At 41.4% G+C, this 23,311-nt stretch carries 16 protein-coding genes; 7 read left to right on the forward strand and 9 right to left on the reverse strand.

Annotation, left to right across the window (positions count from 1 at the left end):
* Positions 1-87: 87 nt before the first annotated feature.
* The gene (gene xyl3A, locus NQ505_RS02420) at positions 88-2,673 is read right to left on the reverse strand and encodes a xylan 1,4-beta-xylosidase (RefSeq protein ID WP_008997999.1); all 2,586 of its coding nucleotides are present in this window, start codon (positions 2,671-2,673) and stop codon (positions 88-90) included.
* Positions 2,674-2,919: 246 nt separating this feature from the next.
* Between xyl3A and NQ505_RS02425 the strand changes: the two genes are divergently transcribed.
* Positions 2,920-4,125 carry an ATP-binding protein gene (locus NQ505_RS02425; RefSeq protein WP_008998000.1) on the forward strand — a complete coding sequence of 402 codons (1,206 nt, stop codon included), beginning with the start codon at positions 2,920-2,922 and terminating at the stop codon, positions 4,123-4,125.
* 108 nt (positions 4,126-4,233) lie between these two features.
* On the opposite strand, the gene NQ505_RS02430 is transcribed toward NQ505_RS02425, so the two are convergent.
* Genes NQ505_RS02430 through NQ505_RS02445 form a run of 4 tightly spaced genes read right to left on the reverse strand, consistent with a single transcriptional unit; the run spans position 4,234 to position 8,477 of the window.
* Entirely contained in the window at positions 4,234-5,250 is a 1,017-nt protein-coding gene (locus NQ505_RS02430; protein ID WP_008998001.1) for a zinc-binding alcohol dehydrogenase family protein, read from the reverse strand.
* Between the two features lie 24 nt (positions 5,251-5,274).
* Positions 5,275-6,567 carry an L-fucose:H+ symporter permease gene (gene fucP / locus NQ505_RS02435; protein WP_008998002.1) on the reverse strand — a complete coding sequence of 431 codons (1,293 nt, stop codon included), beginning with the start codon at positions 6,565-6,567 and terminating at the stop codon, positions 5,275-5,277.
* A gap of 38 nt (positions 6,568-6,605) precedes the next feature.
* The gene (locus NQ505_RS02440; RefSeq protein WP_008998003.1) at positions 6,606-7,529 is read right to left on the reverse strand and encodes an amidohydrolase family protein; all 924 of its coding nucleotides are present in this window, start codon (positions 7,527-7,529) and stop codon (positions 6,606-6,608) included.
* Between the two features lie 15 nt (positions 7,530-7,544).
* Entirely contained in the window at positions 7,545-8,477 is a 933-nt protein-coding gene (locus tag NQ505_RS02445) for an aldo/keto reductase (RefSeq protein ID WP_008998004.1), read from the reverse strand.
* A gap of 179 nt (positions 8,478-8,656) precedes the next feature.
* Here NQ505_RS02445 and NQ505_RS02450 point away from each other — a divergent pair, with 179 nt between their 5' ends.
* Positions 8,657-9,691, forward strand: a complete 1,035-nt coding sequence (locus NQ505_RS02450; RefSeq protein WP_008998005.1) for a LacI family DNA-binding transcriptional regulator — start codon at positions 8,657-8,659, stop codon at positions 9,689-9,691.
* A 164-nt stretch (positions 9,692-9,855) separates the two neighbouring features.
* Here the strand turns inward: NQ505_RS02450 and NQ505_RS02455 are convergent, their stop codons facing one another.
* The 4 genes from NQ505_RS02455 to NQ505_RS02470 form a co-directional block, all read right to left on the reverse strand.
* On the reverse strand, positions 9,856-10,416 hold the full coding sequence (locus NQ505_RS02455) for an FKBP-type peptidyl-prolyl cis-trans isomerase (protein WP_004305140.1): 561 nt from the start codon (positions 10,414-10,416) through the stop codon (positions 9,856-9,858).
* A gap of 11 nt (positions 10,417-10,427) precedes the next feature.
* A complete protein-coding gene (locus NQ505_RS02460) occupies positions 10,428-11,969 on the reverse strand; it encodes a glycine--tRNA ligase (RefSeq protein ID WP_004305141.1) in 1,542 nt (513 codons plus the stop codon).
* Positions 11,970-12,072: 103 nt separating this feature from the next.
* The gene (locus tag NQ505_RS02465) at positions 12,073-13,341 is read right to left on the reverse strand and encodes an ATP-binding protein (RefSeq protein ID WP_004324509.1); all 1,269 of its coding nucleotides are present in this window, start codon (positions 13,339-13,341) and stop codon (positions 12,073-12,075) included.
* 81 nt (positions 13,342-13,422) lie between these two features.
* Positions 13,423-13,920, reverse strand: coding sequence for an HU family DNA-binding protein (locus tag NQ505_RS02470; RefSeq protein ID WP_008998006.1), 498 nt, complete (start codon positions 13,918-13,920; stop codon positions 13,423-13,425).
* A 233-nt stretch (positions 13,921-14,153) separates the two neighbouring features.
* On the opposite strand from NQ505_RS02470, the gene NQ505_RS02475 reads away from it, so the two are divergent.
* The 5 genes from NQ505_RS02475 (at position 14,154) to NQ505_RS02495 (ending at position 23,277) form a co-directional block, all read left to right on the forward strand.
* The gene (locus NQ505_RS02475; RefSeq protein ID WP_008998007.1) at positions 14,154-15,299 is read left to right on the forward strand and encodes a xylose operon transcription regulator XylR; all 1,146 of its coding nucleotides are present in this window, start codon (positions 14,154-14,156) and stop codon (positions 15,297-15,299) included.
* Between the two features lie 108 nt (positions 15,300-15,407).
* Positions 15,408-16,595, forward strand: coding sequence for an alpha/beta hydrolase family protein (locus NQ505_RS02480; RefSeq protein WP_008998008.1), 1,188 nt, complete (start codon positions 15,408-15,410; stop codon positions 16,593-16,595).
* Positions 16,596-16,763: 168 nt separating this feature from the next.
* Positions 16,764-19,913 (forward strand): SusC/RagA family TonB-linked outer membrane protein, encoded by a 3,150-nt coding sequence (locus NQ505_RS02485; RefSeq protein ID WP_008998009.1) that lies wholly within the window; start codon positions 16,764-16,766, stop codon positions 19,911-19,913.
* A gap of 12 nt (positions 19,914-19,925) precedes the next feature.
* Positions 19,926-21,560, forward strand: coding sequence for a RagB/SusD family nutrient uptake outer membrane protein (locus NQ505_RS02490; protein WP_008998010.1), 1,635 nt, complete (start codon positions 19,926-19,928; stop codon positions 21,558-21,560).
* Positions 21,561-21,579: 19 nt separating this feature from the next.
* Entirely contained in the window at positions 21,580-23,277 is a 1,698-nt protein-coding gene (locus NQ505_RS02495; protein WP_008998011.1) for a DUF5018 domain-containing protein, read from the forward strand.
* Positions 23,278-23,311: the final 34 nt, after the last annotated feature.

The following is a 23,311-nucleotide window of genomic DNA, read 5'->3' on the forward strand; positions in this document are numbered from 1 at the left end:
AAGGAACAAGGTCGTTCTTTCTTTATTCATTCAATAAATAAATCCGGATTGTCTATCTGTAAAAATAAACAAAATCCAAAAGTGGTATTACTGTACGTTCATTACAATCGTTTTCAACTTATTCTTATCAGAAGATCCTCCATACAGCAGTTCATAAGTACCCTTCAGCGGATGCACTGTATTAGTCGCCGTATCAAACCATTCAAAACTTTCATATGTAAGGGGGATTGTTACCTGTTTAGTTTCACCGGCAGGAATATGAACCCGTTTGAAAGCACGCAATGTATAGTGAGGACCTTCTTTATCTGCCATACATCGCAGATAAACCTGTACCACTTCATCCCCGTCCCGCTGTCCGGCATTACTTACCGGAATGGTCAATGTTACAGTTCCTCCGTCTCCTATTGTATTCTTACTTAGATCAGCTTCGCCATAAGTAAACGTCGTATAGCTCAAGCCATGTCCGAATGGGAAAAGCGGTTGCTGTTGCATATAGCGATAGGTACGTCCTTTCATGGAGTAGTCTTCAAAATCAGGCAACTGACCGGCATCTTTATAGAAAGTGACCGGTAAACGTCCTGCCGGGTTATAATCTCCAAACAGTACATCTACAATAGCCGTACCACCTGCCTGACCCGGATACCACCCCTGCAAAATTGCCTCACAAGTATTTGATTCCGGCACTAATCCGATGGCTGAACCGGAATAATTGATAAAAACGACTTTCTTTCCTGCTTTCTTCAAAGCCTTCAACAAATCGCGTTGAACAGCAGGAAGTTCAATATCCGTACGGTCGCCTCCTTTAAATCCGGGCACTTCCACCGGCATTTCCTCACCCTCCAGACTGGGAGAAATTCCGCCGGCAAAAAGAACGACATCAGCATCCTTCACTTTCTCTACTGCCAAATTCAAATTAATTTCTACTTGTTTACCCAAATCAAAGTCTAATGTAGCTCTCTCATTCCGTTGTTTAAACAGAATCTCAATATGATACTCTTTTCCAGCTTTCGCTTGTAACGTATAGAGACTCGTCGGATTCTTGACATATACTTTTTGGGCTACTTGTTTCCCATCAAGCATCAGAGTTACTTCACCATCCAACTGGAAACGGAAAGCAACATCACCGGACTGTGACGGACGAAAAACAGATTCATAACGAGCCGAAAAATTAGTAATTTCTACACCGGGAGCAAATGTAGTAGCCCCTGTTGTTGCAAAATGGAATGGAGTAGAGATCTGGTCAGTGGCAACCACTTCTCCTTCACAAATCCGATTATTCCAGTATTCTGCCGAGAAGCCGGGTTTACCATTTATACTACATTCACTAAACAGACTTTGCAGTGCTTCTCTACTCGTGCGGTCACAACCGGGCTCATACATCACTTGTCCTTCGGGTAATTTGGAACGGACAGCTTCCAGTAAAGTAACCGTATGTCCCGGTATACCGTTATAGTTTCCCCACTGCATCACAGAATCGTTGGCATTTGGTCCCATAACAGCTACTTTCAGATCGGTATTTAAAGGAAGAATATCGTTTTTATTCTGCAAAAGCACCAATGACTCACGCGCCATACGCAGGGCTAAATCCTGATGTTCCTTACTATTAAGAGTAGAAGCAGGAATCTCCGCCCAGGCAGGTTGTTCGTCCATCTCTCCCAACTCGAAACGTGCAGTCAACAAACGTTTCAGCGAAACATCAATCTGCTTTTCATCAATCAATCCGGCTTTCACTGCATCTGCCAACGATCCATATTCACCACCACATTCCAAGTCTGTTCCCGACAATACAGCTCCGGCAGAAGCGTGTTCCTTGTCCGGATGGGTTCCATGTGTTCCCGGCCTGTAAAAATCGGAGATTGCACCGCAATCGGAAACAACAATCCCTTTATATCCCCACTCATCACGTAAAATCTGCATTAACAGACGGTTGCTTCCACAACAAGGCTCTCCCTCAAAACGATTGTAGGCACACATCACCTCTTTTACATCCGCTTTCTGCACCAAGTCTTTGAAAGCTGGCAAGTAAGTCTCCCATAAATCCCGGGGAGTGATATTCTCCGCATCAAAACTGTGCCGGTTCCATTCCGGTCCGGAATGGACAGCGAAGTGTTTGGCACAAGCATGCAGTTTATCGTATTTACCATTCTCCGGTCCCTGCAAACCACGAACGACAGCCATCCCCAGCTGTCCTGTCAGATAAGGATCTTCACCATAAGTCTCCTGTCCGCGTCCCCAACGAGGATCACGGAATATATTTACATTCGGCGTCCAGAATGTCAGCCCTTGATAGCGTTTTAAGACACCGTTTTCACTGAAGATACGGGATTTCACACGAGCCTCATCAGATACAGCGTCGAAAACCTCATATAATAACGAATCATTAAAAGAAGCTCCCATACCGATAGACTGGGGAAAAACTGTGGCCAACCCTGCGCGACCAACTCCGTGTAATGCTTCATTCCACCAGTCATACTCTTTGATTCCCAAGCGCGGAATAGCAGGTGAGGCATTTTGCATAAGTGCTACTTTCTCTTCCAGAGTCAATCGGGGCAATAAATCTTCCGCCCGCTGTTCAGCCGTTAAAGAAGTGTCTTGATAAGGTAATTTTTGAGCGCAAGAAAAAAGCAAAGAGAGACTGCATACTCCAAGCGCAAATTTTAGTCCTGTATTCATGTTATTATATTTTCTTGTTTCAACGCAAAGTTAACGGATTTTACCTCACAAGATCTATTCCGACGTATCAAAGACTATCACCCACGTTACATATATGCATAGAAAACCAAGATTTCCTGATATTACATTTCAACAGAACTAAAATAGACTTAAAACTTTTCCGATTTCCAATAAAAATTTGAAGTATACTTAAAACTTTTCCTTATCTTAGCAAAAATTTGAAGTATAAATAAAACCCATAATAAGATGGACTTTCCTAAAATTCTCAAGAAAAGAAAAGGCTATATCGAACGGATAAAACCTTTCATGCGAAAATCTGTAGCTAAGGTACTGACAGGTCAGAGACGTGTAGGCAAAAGTTTTCTCCTTTATCAACTTATTGAAGAAATTTTAGGTGAAAAGCCAAATGCCAATATCATTTACATCAATCTGGAAGACTTTGAATTCAGTTCATTACAAACAGCCCAAGATTTACATTCCTACATCATTTCGCAAAGTCAGAAGAAAGACAAGAACTATATATTTATCGACGAAATACAGGACATTCCGGGATTTGAGAAAGTGATTCGTTCTCTCCTCCTCAATGAGGATAACGATATATACATTACTGGTAGCAATGCCAATATGCTTTCAGGAGAACTTGCAACTTATTTAAGCGGCAGATATATTGAATTCAAAATATACAGTCTCTCTTATTTGGAATTCCTCGAATTTCATGGATTAACTGACAATGAAAAAAGCTATGAACTATATAGTCGTTATGGTGGGCTTCCTTACTTGTTGAACCTTCCTCTCGAAGACGAGACAGTAAATGAATATCTAAAAAGCGTATACTCTACGATTGTTTTTCGCGATGTAGTTAGTCGGTATAAATTACGAAACACATTATTTTTAGAGAAGTTAATCCAGTTCTTATCCGAAAACATAGGGAATCTGTTCTCGGCTAAAAATATCAGTGATTATTTAAAATCACAACATGCGACGGTTTCTGTGAATCAAATTCAAAATTATACAGAATACCTAAGCAACGCTTTTCTTATTCACCGGGTAGAAAGATATGATTTAATAGGTAAACGTGTCTTTGAAATAGGAGAGAAATACTATTTCGAAAATATGGGAATCCGCAATATTGTTATTGGATACCGCATTACAGACAAAGCCAAAATACTAGAGAATCTGGTTTACAATCATCTTTTATACAGAGGATATGAAGTAAAGGTTGGCTATTATGGAGATAAGGAAATTGATTTTATCGGAGAAAAAAACGGAGAAAAACTCTACATTCAAGTTGCCTTAAAAATAGACAGTGAAAAAACCGCTGAAAGAGAATTCGGGAATCTACTGAAAATACAAGATAATTATCCTAAAATGGTAATAACAGAGGATAACTTCAACGGGAATAGCTATGAAGGGATACGCCACTGTTCAATACGCCAGTTCTTAATGGAGTAGCTTGCAGCAGTAACCCAATCGATCATCTTCTTAGATGCAGATTGCACGGATCAAATAAAAATCTCTGTTCCGTGCAATCCTAATCATAAGAGCCGACTAAACAATTACTTAAAACTCAACCAAAATACGGAATACCTTTCCCGGATTAGCCGTCCATTCCTGCATGGCTTCCAAAGCTCCTTCCGGCTTAGCAATCTTCGAAATCAGTTCTTCTACCGGACAATTTCCTTCTTTCATATAATTGATAACCGCACGAAAATCAGCAGGCAACGCATTTCTGGAGCCACGGATATCCAGTTCTTTCTGAACAAAGTATTTCGTTTGAAAAGCCACTTCACTCTTAGCATAGCCTATACAAACCACTCGTCCTGTAAAACCGACTTCATCCACTGCCATCACGTAAGTGACCGGACTGCCGACAGCTTCAATCACCACATCAGCACCGAATCCCTCCGTGATCTCCTGCATCCGTTCGTGCACATTTTCCGACTTGGAGTTAATTACATGAGAAGCACCGACCTTTTTCGCCAGTTCCAGTTTCTCGTCATCCAGATCGACAGCAATGATCGTTGCTCCTCTCAAAGCAGCACGTACAATAGCACCGATACCAATCATACCGCAGCCAATAACCATCACAAATTCATTATCGATCACTTGCGCACGAGATACCGCATGAAATCCTACACTCATCGGTTCAATCAACGCACAGTCGCGAGAAGAGATATTACCGGCCGGAATAATCTTGGTCCAAGGCAAGGTGGCATATTCACACATCACTCCATTGCGTTGTACCCCTAACGTTTCATTATGTTCACAGGCATTGACACGTCCATTACGACAAGAAGCACATTTACCACAATTAGTATATGGATTCAATGTCACGTTCATTCCTTTTTCAAAACCAGCCGGAACATTCGGGCCGATTTCATCAATCACTGCTCCTACCTCATGCCCCGGGATGACCGGTAACTTCACCATTGGGTTACGTCCTAAAAAGGTATTCAGGTCAGAGCCACAGAAACCAACATACTTGATTCTTACTAATACTTCACCGACACCAACGGTCGGTTTTTCCAGTTCAACCACCTTCATTTCGGAGGGATTGACAATTTGAACTGCTTTCATTTGATATGTTTGATAATAAGTTTATTAATCAATTACTTTATAACCTTTCCAACCGTAATATGCACAGAAGACAAAACAAATCATCGGTACACAATAGGCCATATAATAGATATGCTCATTGGCATGCATAAAATAAGCCGTCAACTGCGGCAGACAGGCATTGCCGACAATAGCCATTACCAGAAATGCCGAACCACTCTTAGTCTGATTCCCCAATCCTTTTAAAGCCAATGAGAACTGCGTGGGATACATAATAGACATAAAGAAAGAGATAGCCAACATCGCATATAGCCCGATCATACCTCCCCATATCATCACCACTCCGCACAAAAGAATATTCATCAAGGCGTAAATCAGTAACATATCTTGTGGACGAAATTTTACCATCAATCCGGTACCGATCCAACGTCCCAAAAGAAATGCGAGCATATACAATCCGAAGAAAGTAGTCGCCGTATCTTCGGGTAGTCCGGCATACGTACAGCAATATACCAAGAAAAGACTGTTGATAGCCGTCTGTCCGCCGTTATAGAAGAACTGCGCAATGACTCCCCAACGCAAGTGTGAGTGCTTCAATACACCGAAGTCTATCAGTTTTTCTTTCTGGCTGCCTTCTTTCGTTTTACCCGAAGAAGTCGTTTTATCGGAAGAAGCCCTTTCTCCTTCGTCCCCAATCTTCGGCAATTTTGAAAAGATGAAGACAACAGCTATGGCAATCAACAGTATAGCCAATATCAGATAAGGAAGTTTCATGGCATCCGTTTCCAATTGGATATAGGCCTGCCAGCCTCCCGGATAATCTATAGGAAGGGTCTCTCGCGTGTAATGAGTTCCGCTAAGGATGAGCTTACTCAAAAACATGGCAGCGATAAAAGCTCCGAGTCCATTGAAGGATTGCGCCAGATTCAATCGCCGGGGAGCTGTTTCGGGGGCTCCTAAAACCGTCACATACGGATTGGCAGCCGTCTCCAGAAAGCACATTCCCGTAGCGATAATAAAGAAGATACAGAGGTAAGCCCAATATTCTTTTAAGATGGCGGCAGGAAAGAAAAGCAGGCCTCCGATTGCTGCTAATACCAGTCCGAAAATAATTCCCGCCTTATAGCTGTAACGTTTCATAAACATCGCTATGGGGATGGGGAAAATAAAATAAGCCAGCCAGTAGGCAGTCTCGGTAAAAGAGGCTTCAAAGGTATTCAGTTCACATGTCTTCATCAATTGCCGGATCATTGTGGGAAGCAGATTGCTGCTTATCGCCCACAGAAAGAAAAGGCAGAAAACTAACGCTAAAGGTATTGTATATGTATTCTTTTTCATGGTATAAATCTAGTTTTACGATAAGGATGTTTTCTCTATCATTCGGACATGTTCTTGATGTAAGGAAGTACGGGGAGATCCGTGAATCCATAGAAGTTCCGGGCATTTTCTCCCAAAAAGAGTCTTTTGTCCTCTTCCGTCAACTCGGAAGACTTCACCACAAAATCGTATGACATCTTGTAGGTGATTGCTGTAATGGTACGCGGATAGTCCGATCCCCACATCAGTTTCTCCATGCCAACTAAATCCGCCGCTTCCCGAATGGCTTTCACTGCTCCTTTGAAAGGATAAAATTCATCATTGAAAAGCCAGGTGATTCCTCCGGATTCAATCATCACATTGGGATGACGTGCCAGGCGGATTTGTTCTTTCCAGCCCGAACGTGTCACCATTCCGAAGTGTCCGACAGCTATTTTTAGGCGGGGACATTCCTGAATAATCTCTTCCATTTCGGAAACCTGTGTTGCTCCGTCAGCCAAATCGATGGAGAGCATGACATTCCGTTCTTCCATAGAATGAAACATCTGCATCATTTCCTCATTATTCAGCATTACCCGTCCCTCTTTTAACAACAAACGCTGGGCAGGTATTTTTATAGCCTTAAAACCTTTGGCTATAAGCTCTTTCGCCTGCTCCAAGAATCCAGGTTTGCGAAACTCGCACATTCCGCAGACAAAGAAACGGTTGGGATAATGGGAAACGATTTCTGACAAATAATCATTCTGAATACCGTCAATAAACTCTTGGGTAATGACAGCCGCAGCCACTTGCGCATAGTCCATATTCGAAAGAAAAACTTCCGCGCTATTCACTCCGTCTATCATAAAGGGCGGAACCATTTGCCGGATTTCTCCCATAAATTCCGAACGGCCATTTTCCAAAGTCCGGATAGGCAATCCGTCCACAACAGTATCCTGTCGTAACCACAGATGGGCGTGCGCATCAATAATTGTATAGTCCATACGAATGACGCTGTTTTATGAGTTTGCCCAACTTACACGTTTCTGCTCTCCGATAATCTCCTGCACTTCCCGAACGAGTTCCCAGTCAATAGGTTCTTCGATGAAAGCGATGTTCTTTTTCACATTCTCCGGATTAGTCGTACTAAACAAAGTCGTTGCTATACGGGGATTGCTGACGGAGAACTGCATAGCCAGCTTCTCAACCGGATAATTCTTAGCTTTGCAATGTTCCATTGCTTTACGGCAAGCCTCTACCAAAGGTTTGGGAGCCGGATGCCAGGCAGGCACGCCACGTTCACTCAACAGTCCCATTGAAAGGGGAGAAGCATTAATCACGCCGATTTCTTTGGATTCGAAGTAGTCCAGGAAGTCTGCTAATTTATCATCACACAAGCAATAATGGCAGAAGCTAAGCACAGATTCAACCGTACCGCTTGGTGAATGGTCGATTACCCATTTCAGGTTTTCAAGTTGCAAGTCGGTAATTCCAACGTGTCCTACCACTCTTTTTTCACGCAGTTCGACCAAAGCAGGCAGAGTTTCATTAACCACCTGATTCAAATCGGCAAACTCCACATCGTGTACATTTATCAGATCGATAAAATCTATATTCAGACGTTCCATACTCTCATACACACTTTCGGTAGCACGCTTTGCAGAGTAATCCCACAGGTTCACTCCATCTTTTCCATAACGTCCCACTTTGGTAGAAAGGTAATAACGGTCGCGAGGAAGATCTTTAAGCGCCTTTCCTAAAACAGTTTCCGCTTTATAATGTCCGTAATAAGGAGACACATCGATAAAGTTCATTCCTGCCTCAACAGCAGTAAACACAGCCTGAATGCCTTCTTTTTCTTTCAAATCATGGAAAACTCCTCCTAAGGAAGAAGCTCCGAAACTAAGAGATGACACTTTCATCCCTGTTTTTCCGATTTCATGGTATTGCATACTTTTAGGTTTTAAATCATTTTGTATGCGACAAAAATAGGTCAGTAATAGTTTCAGTGCAGCAGAGAGCGGTCGAAAAACCAACGTAACGGTTTACGTAAAAAATATTGCTTCAGATGCTTTTAATTTTCCGGGAATGTGCTTTCTTTGTAAAAAGAATCTAAGTTGCAGACTTTCAAATGGAAAACCGGAAACATACTTCACTCAAAGATCTCGCCCAAGCACTGGGGGTATCAATTCCTACTGTATCCAGGGCACTAAAAGATAGTCCGGAAATCAGCCGTGAACTTTGTGCTAAAGCAAAGGCACTGGCTAAAGAGATGAACTACCGTCCCAATCCTTTTGCCATGAGCCTGCGGAAAAATGCGCCACGTATCATTGGAGTGGTAGTCCCGGATATTGTCACTCATTTCTTTGCATCAATTCTGAATGGAATAGAGAATATGGCTATTGCCAACGGGTATTTCGTGATTATCACGACCTCGCATGAGTCTTACGAGCACGAAAAAAGAAATATTGAGAATCTGGTCAATATGCGTGTGGAAGGTATCATCGCCTGTCTGTCTCAAGAAACAACCGATTTCTCCCACATCTCCGCCTTGAAAGACATTAATATGCCACTTATCCTGTTCGACCGTGTTTGCCTGACCGACCAATTTTCATCGGTGATAGCAGACGGGGCACAATCCGCACAGATGGCTACACAACATCTCCTGGATAATGGAAGCGAGCGGGTAGCTTTTATCGGAGGAGCTAATCATCTGGATATTGTAAAGAGAAGAAAACATGGCTATCTGGAAGCCTTGCGTGAGAATCGTATTCCGATCGAAAAAGAGCTGGTAGTCTGCCGGAAGATTGATTATGAGGAAGGCAAGATTGCCACAGAAACTTTACTGTCACTTCCACAGCCTCCGGATGCTATTCTTGCCATGAATGACACATTGGCTTTCGCAGCAATGGAAGTCGTCAAAAACCATGACCTCCGGATTCCGAATGATGTGGCAATCATCGGGTATACAGACGAGCAGCATGCTAATTATGTGGAACCGAAATTATCAGCAGTATCACATCAGACCTATAAAATGGGAGAAACTGCCTGCCAACTACTTATCGATCAGATAAAAGGAGATAAGACAATCAAGCAGGTAACGATTCCGACACATTTGCAGATTAGGGAGAGTAGTATAAAAAAACAAAAATGTAATCTTCTGTAATTTAAGCAAGGAGGAACAAAACAAAAGGAATAATTCCTTATATACTTTTAGAAAAACGATATTGCATAATCTCTAAGAAGGCAACTCGGTTATTATTATGAAATATAGGTGTTGCATCGTTTAGACCCAACACCTATATTCATATTTATTATATTGTTATAAGATTATCTCTCTACAATCTTCTCTAACCTAACATTATATACTAATGCAGAATAAGCTTGCAGGTTACCATCATTAGTGCTTGAACCATATCCACTTTGATAAGGAATATACAAAGTCCAAAAATCACCAACTTTCATATACATCAGCGTATAAGACCAACCGGAAATAACACCATTCAATGTAAAATTTGTCGGAGAATCAAACTCTGTTGGCTCTGTTCCTGTATAAGTCTGTTGAACTACATCTCCATTGAAATAAGACATACGATAATGTGCACTTACTGTAGAAGTATATTTAGGAGATTCTGTACCTTCCCCTTTTTTTATCTTCTTTACATATATAGTCTGACTATTCGTCGGATCTGGAAAAGCATGAAGTTTCTCCGGATCATCATCATCCAAAGCTTGATTTTTAGGACTATCATACACACTAGCGATCGAGTCTATAAAAGCCACACTACGTGCCTGCCAATTATCATAACGACTCGTCTCTTCCGTTTCACTGCAAGCAGTGAACGCAAGAGCCAGCAATACTAAGGAGAATAAATAGATCTTTTTACTCATTCGTCAAAGGTTTATTGTAAAGTTTTCAATAGAGAAGTGATGCTTACTCTGTCTGCAATAATGTTATTCAGTTCAGAGATAGCTACACGCTCTTGTTGCATGGTATCGCGATTACGCAATGTCACGCAGTTATCTTCTAATGTCTGATGATCGACTGTTACACAGTACGGAGTACCAATAGCATCCTGACGGCGATAACGCTTACCGATACTATCTTTTTCGTCATATTGGCAATGGAAGTGGAACTTCAGGCTGTCAATAACTTCACGAGCTTTTTCAGGCAGACCGTCTTTCTTTACCAATGGCATAACCGCCAGTTTCACCGGAGCCAGAGCAGCAGGCAATTTCAAAACAACACGGCTTTCACCATTTTCCAATTGTTCTTCGCAATAAGATGCGCTCATGATGCTAAGGAACATACGGTCAACACCGATAGAAGTTTCGATTACATACGGAGTATAAGACTCATTCAGTTCCGGATCGAAATATTTGATGCTCTTGCCGGAGAACTTCTCATGTTGAGACAAGTCGAAGTTAGTACGAGAGTGGATACCTTCCACTTCTTTGAATCCGAACGGCATCAAGAATTCAATATCAGTAGCGGCATTTGCGTAGTGAGCCAGTTTATCGTGATCGTGATAACGATAGCTTGCATCGCCGAAGCCAAGAGCTTTATGCCATTTCAGACGGATTTCTTTCCATTTCTTGAACCAGTCAAGTTCAGTTCCCGGTTTTACAAAGAACTGCATTTCCATCTGTTCAAACTCACGCATACGGAAGATGAACTGACGGGCAACAATCTCGTTACGGAAAGCCTTACCAATCTGTGCGATACCGAAAGGAACTTTCATACGACCCGTCTTCTGTACATTCAGGTAGTTTACAAAAATACCCTGTGCAGTTTCCGGACGAAGATAAATTTTCATTGCTCCTTCGGAAGTAGAACCCATTTCAGTAGAGAACATCAGATTAAACTGACGAACTTCTGTCCAGTTCTTAGTACCGGAGATCGGGCATACGATTTCTTCATCAATAATGATCTGGCGCAATTCGTCCAGATTACCATCGTTCAGAGCTTTAGCAAAGCGAGTGTGAAGTGCGTCACGTTTTGCCTGATGCTCCAATACACGCCCGTTGGTAGAACGGAATTGAGCCTCATCAAAAGATTCGCCGAATCTCTTGGCAGCTTTCGCTACTTCTTTATTGATTTTATCATCATACTTTGCCAATTGATCTTCAATCAGTACGTCAGCACGATAACGTTTTTTAGAGTCTTTATTGTCAATCAAAGGGTCATTGAATGCGTCTACGTGTCCGGAAGCCTTCCAGATAGTAGGGTGCATAAAGATGGCAGAGTCGATACCGACAATATTCTCGTGCAACAGCACCATGCTGTCCCACCAGTATTTCTTGATGTTATTCTTCAATTCAACGCCCATCTGACCGTAGTCATACACAGCGCCTAGTCCGTCGTAGATATCGCTCGAAGGGAATACGAAACCATACTCTTTGCAATGCGATACAAGCTTCTTAAAAACGTCTTCTTGTGCCATTTTCTTTTCTATATCTATTAATTTGAATTTGCTTTTTTCGTAAAAAGTGCCACAAAGATAGGGATTTATCTCATAAATAAGACAGGGAGGGTATTAATTTATCTTATTTACCCAACAACCACTTCCAAACCGGTATTACCTCAATCGCACATTTTTCCAACTCAATCCGTTCTTCATCGTCATACGTTATTATCAATAACTGCCGACATTCAAATACCTTATTCAATTTTACTAATGCCTGAACTTCCCGTTGGAAAGTCTCATCAGAGAGATTCATGGTATAACAGACCTGTATAGCCACTCCTGTATCAGGCAAATAAAAATCAACCTCTACATTTCTATTATAAAAGAATACAGCATCGTCCGTCCCATAACGCCGCAATAGTGTCACAGCAACCAAATTCTCAAGCAACGAGGTATCAGCATCCAAAAGAAGCAAATTGAGAATACCATTATCCGCAAAATAATATTTCGGATTAGTTTCACGCTCCACCAATTTATCCGCAATATTTTGTATAGGAATCAGCAGGCAAGCATCTTTGGCATATTCCATGTAGTTAATGACAGTATTCTTCGATATTTTCACTCCGGTTGAAGCTACAATATTAGTTATACGAGTAAACGAAACCGGTTGCTTTATACTTTCGGCCAATTTGCGGAAAAGGATGCGTAAAGCAAAAGTATTTTCGATGGAATGTCTTGCAGCAATATCTCCTAAATATATCTTTTGGTAAACACTTGTCAGATAATCCCGTTTTGCGGCAAGCGATGCCCCTTCCGGAAAACCACCGGAACGAAAATAATCATTGAATATACGCTTTATTTCTGCCCGGCTCTCTGTTGCAAACAAAGAATTCTCTGTAACTTCAACCCCATTAGCATAAAGAAACTCTTTAAAATCATAAGGGTATACATGTACTGTAATGTATCGTCCCCCCAAAGTGGTAGCTACATCCTGACTAAGCATTTTAGCATTGCTTCCTGTCACATAAGCCCTATATTTATTATCAGCCAATCGCCGAACAAACTTGTCCCAACCATCAATATTCTGAATTTCATCCAAGAAAAGCATCGGCCTGTCTGTTGACATCTCGGCATGTACTTCCAGTATGAGATTTAAATCTGCCGCCGTCATTCCAATCAAACGTTCATCTTCAAAGTTCACATATAGCATTTCATTCCAAGTATGCCCATTATGCAAAAGTTCCTGTATCCGTTGATAAAGTAAAAATGATTTTCCTGCTCGCCGGATACCTACAAATACATAATTTCCAAACTCTTCAAACTGAAAGCTACGAGGTATAACTTGATGTTTGACCACCTCATTTCTATTATCTAATAGAACTTCTTTTAGTATTTCTCTTCTAATCATATTTCAAGATATTGTTCTAACCACTGAACAAATATAATCTAATTCTGTTCAATTAACAAGACAATATTGTTTTTTATTCAACTATTCGTTGATTTCCGGCTCTTCTATGTCGTATTCTGTTTGTTCCAGTTCCCGGTCTGCTTTCTTCATATTTTTCGTTAGCATACTTTCGGGCATATAATATTTAAAAGGTATGCGGGTACACTTTGTCTTCTTCAGTTCCCTGCTGAATTTTGAGTTTGCCACAAAATATACGCGTGAAATAGCAACTTTCCCCGGCGTTACCTGTTCGGGCAGCACACATCCCTGACTGGTCAGTGCCGTTTGAAAGGTTCCCAATCCCTCAATGGTCACCGAATGACCGGAGGAAAGCAGGTCCTGAATACTTTCAACCAACTCCGACAGGATTCCTTCTATCTGTCCACGATGAAAGCCTGTTGTCTTTGCCATCCGTACTGCAAGTTCTTTATTTTTCACTCCTCCTCTTCGCTGCATTTTACTAGGTACACCATACCATAACTCTTTCCGTTCTCCGGATGATAAATCCGCTTTCTTTCTCACTACATAAGGGATAGACATAATCTTACGCTCCTTTCTTTTTAAGTTAGTTATCATAATTTGTACGACACCCGGGTGTCATGCATACTGAGACCCGGGTGTCGAACACAACAACACCCGGGTGTCGTACAGCACGAGACCCGGGTGTCATACAAGTTTTTCTTGCTACAAAATTAAGTCTTTATTATAGGAAAACAAAGGAATTCTTCTATATTTGTGCATCCCTACATTATACTAAAGAAAAACATAGAACTATGATTAAGATTCTTCTATTGATAGACTATTCAAGCGAATTTGACAGGAAACTGCTACGGGGACTTGTCCAATACTCCAAAGAAAACGGCCCCTGGCTCTTTTACCGGCTACCTTCTTATTATAGCACAATGCATGGCGAACAAGGCATTTTAAGATGGGCGAAAGAATGGAAAGCCGACGCCATTATCGGTCAGTGGAATAATGATACGATCGATTTGCAGAAGGAGCTGAATATTCCGGTAGTACTACAAAACTACCATCACCGGAGCGTCACTTACTCTAATCTGACAGGCGACTATAAAGGAACGGGAAGAATGGCAGCCCAGTTTTTTGCCAAACGGATGTTTCGAAACTTTGCTTATTTCGGTGTTAAAGGAGTGGTTTGGTCTGACGAACGTTGCGAAGGGTATCGGCAGGAAGTAAAACGTATCGGAGGCGAATTCTTCAGTTTCGAATCGGATAAGCAGGAAGACGAGATAAGAATGGAAGTAAGTCAATGGTTGCAGCAACTCCCCAAGCCAGTCGCTCTATTTTGTTGTGATGATGCGCACGCCCTATTCATTTCTGAAACTTGCAAAATGACGAATATTCCTATTCCGGAAGAAATTGCTTTATTAGGCGTGGACAATGACGAACTGATGTGTAATATTTCCGACCCTCCCATTTCATCCATAGAGCTCGAAGTAGAAAGAGGCGGATATTCTATCGGCAGACTTATTCATCAACAAATAAAAAAGGAACACGAAGGTACTTTCAATATTGTTATCAATCCTATCCGCATCGAATTACGGCAATCTACGGAGAAACACAATATCAAAGACCCTTATATTCTGGAAGTAGTGAAGTATATAGAGTCTCATTACGGTTCCGATTTGACCATAGAGTCTCTGCTTGCAAACATTCCGCTATCCCGCAGAAACTTCGAAGTGAAATTCAAAAACGCACTGAATACCTCTATATACCAATATATTCTGAATTGCCGGTGTAATCATCTTGCAGATCTACTGCTCACAACCGACCGTCCATTGGCCGATTTAGCAATGGAAGTAGGCTTTACAGACTATAATAACATTGCCCGGATTTTCAAAAAATTCAAAGGATGTTCACCTATTGAATACCGGCAGAAAAAGACTAGACAAAGATAAAATAAACGCTTTCTGAAGACAGTTTTTCGTTTTGACATTAAGATCATTCATGAGAATGACCTACCTTTGTTTTCATACCTTTCGAAATACATTTTAGATATTAATACTATGCAAAGACATACCATAAGAGGAAAAACAAGAACGATTATCTATCCTATTATTATTTATTGGGGGATCACCTCAATAATGGGGTGCAAAAGATTAGAGATTAACCAGACAAAAAGAAACTGGGAGAAGCTATCCGCCTACTTTACCCCACCACCACTGTATCAGGAGAAATTTGGAACTTACCGCAATCCTCTTTTATTTTACAATGGAGATACAGTCAAAAACGCAGACGACTGGCTAAAACGAAGAAAAGAAATAAAAGACAAATGGTTGAACCTGATCGGTCATTGGCCGGCTATCATCACCAATCAAAAGCTGGAGATTATAAAAACCACAGAACGCGAAGATTTCAAACAACATTTAGTGCGTTTTTATTGGACTCCTCTGGAACAGACTTACGGCTATTTACTGGAACCAAATAAGAAAGGGAAACATCCTGCCGTTATCACAGTATTCTACGAACCGGAAACAGCTATCGGATGGGGAGGAAAAGCTAATAGAGATTTCGCCTACCAATTAACCAAAAGAGGATTCGTTACTCTCTCATTAGGAACTAGACAGACCACCAAAGATAAGACTTACTCTCTCTATTACCCGACTATTAACAACTCCACTATGCAACCTCTTTCAGTACTTGCTTATGCGGCAGCCAATGCATGGGAAGCATTAGCCAGAGTCGAAAGTGTCGACTCTACCCGAATTGGTATCATGGGACACTCTTACGGTGCTAAATGGGCTATGTTTGCTTCTTGTTTATATGAAAAGTTTGCCTGCACCGCCTGGAGTGATCCGGGTATCGTCTTTGATGAAACCAAAGATAATTATATCAATTATTGGGAACCTTGGTACTTGGGGTATTATCCCCCACCCTGGAAAAAGATCTGGAGCAACAACGGCAATAACTCTTCAACAAGTGTCTATGCCAGACTATGTAAAGAGGGGCATGATTTACATGAACTCCATTCTTTATTGGCTCCTCGCCCATTTCTCGTATCAGGAGGTTATTCTGATAATGTAGACAGATGGATTCCATTAAATCACTCTGTCGCAGTCAACCGGCTTTTGGGTTATCATCATCGAGTGGCAATGACGAACAGGCCCAAGCATGATCCTACTCCCGAATCAAACGAAACTATATATAAGTTCTTCGAATGGTTCTTAAAAAGAAAAACGCCAAAAGAAGATTAACGATGTATTATTCTTCGTTTTTTGAAGATAGTTTTTCGTTTTTGCCACCGCACATATCTTTGAAACAGAATACTTTTGTATCATTAACTAGTTAACCGGTCTAAAGAGACTATTGTTAGAAATTAAAATTTCAAATCGACGATCTAATATTTAAAAACTTATCATGCAATGAAGAAAATCAGATGGAATCCAAGGTTAGTAACCTCGTTGTTTATTACTCTTTTAATGTGCACTCTCGATTGTCTTGCACAAGAAGTAATAAAAGGGTTTGTGAAAGATGGTAATGATGAACCATTACCTGGCGTATCTGTAGCTGTCAAGGGTGCAACGAATGTCGGTACCATTACAAATGTTGACGGAAAATATAGCATTAATGCCCATAAGAATGACGTATTGGTATTCTCCTATATCGGAATGGTCAGCCAGGAAGTCAAAGTAAGTAATAAGACGAATATCAATATCACTCTTAAAGAAGATGTTTCCTCGCTGGATGAAATCGTAGTGGTAGGCTATGGAACTCAAAAGCGCGGTAGTCTGACCGCCGCCATATCTACTGTCTCCGATAAAGAAATCCTTAAAGCCCCAACCATGGGAATCAGTAATATCATCGGTGCACGTGTTGCCGGTATTTCCGCCGTACAAGCCAGTGGACAACCCGGTGCGGATAATGCCTCCTTGTCCATACGCGGGCAAAGTGGTATTATCTATGTTATTGACGGCATCAGAAGAAGCGCAAGTGACTTCAACGGACTCGATCCGAATGAAATAGAATCTGTGTCTGTATTAAAGGATGCATCAGCCGTAGCCGTTTATGGTCTGGACGCAAATGGAGCATTCATTGTCACAACCAAAAAGGGACAAACAGATAAAGTCACCATTAGCTATACAGGTACTGTGGGTATCAGCCAGAATGCAGAAGAACAAGAATGGCTCGACGGACCGGGATATGCTTATTGGTACAATAAAGCCCGTCTTCTACAAGGTGATACGGAAGTGTTTACTGTCGACATGGTGCGCAAAATGCGCGAGGGTGTCGACGGATGGGGAAATACCAATTGGTACGATAAAGTATATGGAACCGGTGTTCGCCAACATCATAATATTTCAGCATCAGGAGGAAGTGAAAAGATTCGTTTCTTCACATCTATCGGTTATCTGGAGGAAAAAGGAAATATAGATAAGTTCAAATACCGTCGAATGAATCTTCGTTCTAATATCGATGCACAGTTGGCTAAAGGACTTAGTCTGTCATTAGGTGTTTCGGGACGTATAGAAAAACGGGATGCTCCCAAATTTTCTGCCGATCCGGATGATTGGATGAATATTCCCCAACAGGTATGCTACGCTTTGCCATATGTACAGGACACTTATGAATATAATGGGAAAATATACGATGTTTCAACCCCGACTTCCGGTTCTCCGGTAGCTCCTATCGCATCCATATACGATTCAGGATATAACAGGTCCAACCAATCATATATGCAGTCTAATTTCAGTCTGAAATACGACACACCTTGGTTTAAAGGATTAAGTTTAAAATTCCAGGGAGCGTACGACTTAGTTCATGGGATGACTAAACAGTTGACCAAGCCGAATGAAGTCATGATTATGGATTTACCTAATGCAGCCACTACCACACTCACCTACCATAAGGACTACAGTGTTTTGAAAGATACACCTATATTATCCGAATCGGCATCACGCGCCCAAGAGTTCACTACGCAAACCAGTATCACGTATGATAACAAATTTGGAGATCACTCGATCGGAGTATTATTACTGGCCGAAACACGGGAACGTAATAGCAACAATCTCGGTGTAACGGGAACCGGATTAGATTTCATTCAGTTGGATGAGTTGAACCAAATCACAGGATTCACCAAAGAGGGGAAAGAGCAACCTGCTATACCTTCGGGTAGCAGCAACCAGACACGTGTAGCCGGTTTTGTAGGTCGTTTGAACTACAATTACGCTGACAAATATTATTTGGAGGCTTCACTACGCCACGATGGTAGTTATCTGTTTGGTGGTATGAACAAACGTTGGGTCACCCTGCCCGGTCTCTCTCTTGCCTGGAGAATCAATAATGAAAAATGGTTTCATGCTACTTGGGTAGACAATCTGAAATTAAGAGCAGGTATTGGAAAAACTGCAACCAGCGGTATCCAGCCTTTCCAATGGAGAAATACGATGAGCACATCCCCCAATTCTGTAGTAATAGGCGGAGCCAGTCAAACAGCTATCTATCCGTCCGTATTGGGAAATCCTAATTTGACATGGGCGCAATGCCTCAACTATAATATCGGAGTAGATGTAACTTTATGGAATGGATTATTAGGAATGGAACTGGATGCTTTTTATAAATATGAATATGACAAATTATCTTCCGTAACCGGTTCGCACACTCCTTCCATGGGAGGCTATTATTTTTCAACTGCAAACGTTAATAAAGCAGATTATAAGGGTTTTGACGTCACCTTTACACATCAGAACAGAATTGGAAGTTTTAGTTATGGAGCCAAATTAATCTGGTCATACGCATACGGAAGGTGGCTCAAATATGCAGGTGACTCTGAAAACACACCGGAATACAGACGACTGACCGGAAAGCAAATCGGTTCGAAAATGGGATTCATTGCCCAGGGATTGTTCCAGAGTGAGGAAGAGATAGCCAACTCCGCTACCATGCCCGACCGACCGGCTTATCCCGGATATATCAAGTATGTCGATAGAAATGGAGACGGTATTATAACCGTCAATCAAGATCAGGGGTATGTAGGTAAAAGCTCAAGACCGACCCACACAGGTTCTTTCAATTTATTCGGTAACTGGAAAGGATTCGATTTTGATATTTTGGCATCATGGGGGCTTGGCAGCGATGTTGCATTAACCGGAGTATATACGGCAACCGGTTCATCCGGAATCCAAAGTGCTACGGCCTTCACACGTCCTTTCTATCAGAATGGCAATGCACCAGTCTATCTGGTGGCAAACTCCTGGACACCCGAAAATACAAATGCAGAGTTCCCTTGTCTGGAAATCAATCCGAGAAGTTTGAATAACGGGCTGGCCTCCACATTCTGGTATCGTAACGGAAACTATTTGAGAATAAAAACAGCGCAAATAGGATACAATTTCCCTAAAAAATGGTTGAGTCCATTGGGAGTGGAAGCTCTTCGCCTCTATGTTGAGGGATACAACCTTCTGACTTTCAGCGCTGTATCCAAGTACAACATCGACCCGGAATCTCCAGCTGTAAACAATGGATATTATCCGCAACAAAGGACTTATACACTTGGAGCTAAAATCACATTCTAAAATATACGCTATATGAAAAAGTTATCTATTAATATATCACTCTTCTTTGTGTTGCTGACTTTAAGTTCGTGCAACGACTGGCTAGATGAAGTAAAACAAACGACTACCGTTAGTGATGAAATCATCTGGCAAGATGAAACCCAGGTTGACAAATATGTGAATAGTTTCTATCCCCTCCTGCATGATTACGGTCAATTCGGGGAGGCCCAATTCTACGGAAGTTTTACAGAAAGTCTGACTGACGCATTTAAGTATGGTTCATATACGCTGGGACACAGAGCCGGCCATCCTAATCTTTATGTACTTACACCGGATGCCATCTCTCCGGATAACTGTCTATACAGTATCTGGCTACGTTCAACAGCATACAAACAGATCCGAGAAACAAACCAATTTCTATCTCTACAAAGAAAATATTCCGAATTTTCAGCAGATAGAAATAAGCTTTGGGAAGCTCAAGTACGCTTTTTCCGTGCATTTGTATATTTCCAGTTAGCCAAAAGACATGGAGGTGTCATCTTGTATGACGATCTGCCGGTATCAACTAATAAAGCCCGCAGCAGTGCTGAAGAAACCTGGCAATTCATAGCCGACGATCTTGATTTTGCAGCCAATAATTTACCCAAGGAGTGGGATGCGGCAAATAAAGGGCGTATCACCAAAGGAGCAGCCTATGCACTGAAATCGAGAGCAATGTTATATGCCAAACGTTGGCAGGATGCCTATGATGCTGCTAATAATGTAATTGCACTCAAACTATATGGTCTGACGGACAACTATGAAGATGCATGGAAAGGGAATAATAAAGAAGCGATTCTGGAGTTTGATTATGATGCTGCCAACGGGCCTAATCATCTTTTCGACCGATATTATGTACCACAATGTGATGGTTATGACAATGGTTCAACAGGAACTCCTACCCAGGAAATGGTAGAATGTTATGAAAGCAAAAATGGAGAAAAGATAGACTGGACACCCTGGCATGGCATTACTGATGAGACTCCTCCATACGACCAACTGGAACCTCGCTTCGCCGCAACTGTAATCTATAGAGGATGTACCTGGAAAGGGAAAAAGATGGATTGCAGCCTTGACGGAAAGAATGGCGTGTTTATGCCTTACCGGGAACAGGGTACTTCATACGGCAAAACCACAACCGGTTATTTTTTAAGGAAATTGTTAGACGAAACGCTGACAGACGTCAAAAATGGGAAAAGTGCCCAACCGTGGGTTGAAATTCGCTATGCCGAAGTTTTATTGAACAAAGCGGAAGCAGCTTATCGACTCAATAAGATCGGGGAAGCCCAAAGTGCTATGAATGAGGTACGCGCCAGAGTAAAAGTGAATTTACCGGGTAAATCCTCTACAGGCGAGGCTTGGTTCAAAGATTACAGAAATGAAAGAAAGGTTGAACTAGCCTATGAAGGTCATTTATTCTGGGATATGCGTCGTTGGGAATTAGCCCATATTGAATACAACAACTATCGCACACATGGCTTTAAAATCATTGGTGCTACCAATACATACGAATATGTTGATTGCGACGGACAGGACCGCAAGTTTATAAAGAAATTATATGTCCTTCCTGTACCGTCTGAAGAATTGAAGAATAACTCATTGATTGAGCAATATGATGAATGGAAATAACAATAAAACTCTTAGAACAATGAAAAACAAAATTATATCAATCATCCAGGCATTAGTTCTTCTATGGGGAGTAACTAGTTGTCACAGTCCTGAAGAGTTGGGTTCTGACATTCAACGCGAAGGTATCAATAGCATCACTGCATCGTTTCCGAACGATGACAGCAGCGAAAATAGTTTCAAAGGTGAGATAGATTATACCAATCATTCAATCACATTTGTTTTCCCATACAATTATCCCAAATTGTCGGATAATGTATTGCCGACCTCTGCACTAAAGCGGGTAAGATTGAGTGCCAGTTTAGCGAATAATGTCAGTGTAACTCCACCATTACTTTATATGGATCTTACCCAAGACAACTATATCACAGTGAAAGATCAGACCTCTGGGACTAGTACCGAATTCAAAGTAATAGGTGAAATCCGTAAGAGCAACGAATGTAGCATCACCAAATTCGATATTCCTGCCATAGGGCTATTGGGGGTCATTAATGAAAACGAAAAAACAATTTCATTAGTAACCATAGATAATGTAGGGGAGCAGATAGCTAACATTGATATCTCACATGGAGCAACTTGCAGTCCCAATCCCGAAACAGAAGCACTAGACTATGAACAAGAACAGACTATCGTCGTCACAGCACAGAATGGCATAGATAAAGCAACATATACGGTAAAAAAAGATATTCCGCAAAAAACTGTTGCAGGTATTCGCCAAGGAAGCGGTAAGCTATTATGGTCTAAAAGACTATCTGAAATAAGCGGTATTCTACTACCGGGTAAAGTAACCGGACTTGCAGTAGTCGACAAATATGTTGTCATCAACGAACGTGCCAATGATCGTGCCATTTACTTAAATAGCCAGACCGGAGAAATAGCAGGTTCTATGGATATCAGCCAATTTGCCGGTGATAATTCAAACTTCCATGCAACAGCAGATCGGGGAAATAATATTTTATTCTGCAGCTATACTCCATCAGGAGGTACTTTCACTGTATGGAAAGCTAATGGAGTGAATGAGAAACCACAGAAATATATTGAATATAAAACTGGCACTAACATAAGATTTGGTTGGAAGATCTCTATCCAGGGAGATTTGGATGCCAATGCCCTTATCACAACTCCGGTATTCCAAAAAGATAGTAAAGTGCAATTCGCCCGCTGGCGTGTCATAAATGGTACTTTACAATCACAAAGTCCGGAATTTGTCATTATGAGTTCCTCTCTGCTGACTTCAAACTGGATTAAATGGGCGGATGTGATTTATGCTGATGACACCGATACTCAAAGTGACTATTTCTTGGCCAGCCATGTCACAGATACTTCTGCCAAACGCTATTTCTACTGGTTTAAAGGAACAGACAACAGCATAAAAGCGGCAAATACGGGTGCTCCGGGTAACACAATTATCAATGCTGTAGACTATGCCGTGTTCAACAAAGTACCTTATGTCATTTACAATCATGTAAATAGTTTCAACTATGCCGTAACTGGTTCTGATGCTGTCCGTATGTATGATCTTAGTAGCGGCTCGTTCGACAACCAAATAGTAGTATGTCCGGACAAGATATATGGAGGTCTCGAGAATTCCGGTCAAAACACCGAAGGAACCGGAGATGTCGTATTTAAAGTTGCCAAAAATGGTTATTATCTATACGTTTATCTCGTATTCTCTAATGGAGGCATCGCCTGCTACCAATATGACTGTATTGATATGTAATACAAACAACCAGTAATCAACCTTATAATATACC

Source organism: Bacteroides sp. D2 (assembly GCF_025147085.1).
Lineage (GTDB): Bacteria > Bacteroidota > Bacteroidia > Bacteroidales > Bacteroidaceae > Bacteroides.

Bases quoted from the DNA above. Each gene is read 5' to 3' on its own strand.
- xyl3A (WP_008997999.1), bottom strand. From the start codon at position 2,673: ATGAATACAGGACTAAAATTTGCGCTTGGAGTATGCAGTCTCTCTTTG.
- NQ505_RS02425 (WP_008998000.1), top strand. From the start codon at position 2,920: ATGGACTTTCCTAAAATTCTCAAGAAAAGAAAAGGCTATATCGAACGG.
- NQ505_RS02430 (WP_008998001.1), bottom strand. From the start codon at position 5,250: ATGAAAGCAGTTCAAATTGTCAATCCCTCCGAAATGAAGGTGGTTGAA.
- fucP (WP_008998002.1), bottom strand. From the start codon at position 6,567: ATGAAAAAGAATACATATACAATACCTTTAGCGTTAGTTTTCTGCCTT.
- NQ505_RS02440 (WP_008998003.1), bottom strand. From the start codon at position 7,529: ATGGACTATACAATTATTGATGCGCACGCCCATCTGTGGTTACGACAG.
- NQ505_RS02445 (WP_008998004.1), bottom strand. From the start codon at position 8,477: ATGCAATACCATGAAATCGGAAAAACAGGGATGAAAGTGTCATCTCTT.
- NQ505_RS02450 (WP_008998005.1), top strand. From the start codon at position 8,657: ATGGAAAACCGGAAACATACTTCACTCAAAGATCTCGCCCAAGCACTG.
- NQ505_RS02455 (WP_004305140.1), bottom strand. From the start codon at position 10,416: ATGAGTAAAAAGATCTATTTATTCTCCTTAGTATTGCTGGCTCTTGCG.
- NQ505_RS02460 (WP_004305141.1), bottom strand. From the start codon at position 11,969: ATGGCACAAGAAGACGTTTTTAAGAAGCTTGTATCGCATTGCAAAGAG.
- NQ505_RS02465 (WP_004324509.1), bottom strand. From the start codon at position 13,341: ATGATTAGAAGAGAAATACTAAAAGAAGTTCTATTAGATAATAGAAAT.
- NQ505_RS02470 (WP_008998006.1), bottom strand. From the start codon at position 13,920: ATGTCTATCCCTTATGTAGTGAGAAAGAAAGCGGATTTATCATCCGGA.
- NQ505_RS02475 (WP_008998007.1), top strand. From the start codon at position 14,154: ATGATTAAGATTCTTCTATTGATAGACTATTCAAGCGAATTTGACAGG.
- NQ505_RS02480 (WP_008998008.1), top strand. From the start codon at position 15,408: ATGCAAAGACATACCATAAGAGGAAAAACAAGAACGATTATCTATCCT.
- NQ505_RS02485 (WP_008998009.1), top strand. From the start codon at position 16,764: ATGAAGAAAATCAGATGGAATCCAAGGTTAGTAACCTCGTTGTTTATT.
- NQ505_RS02490 (WP_008998010.1), top strand. From the start codon at position 19,926: ATGAAAAAGTTATCTATTAATATATCACTCTTCTTTGTGTTGCTGACT.
- NQ505_RS02495 (WP_008998011.1), top strand. From the start codon at position 21,580: ATGAAAAACAAAATTATATCAATCATCCAGGCATTAGTTCTTCTATGG.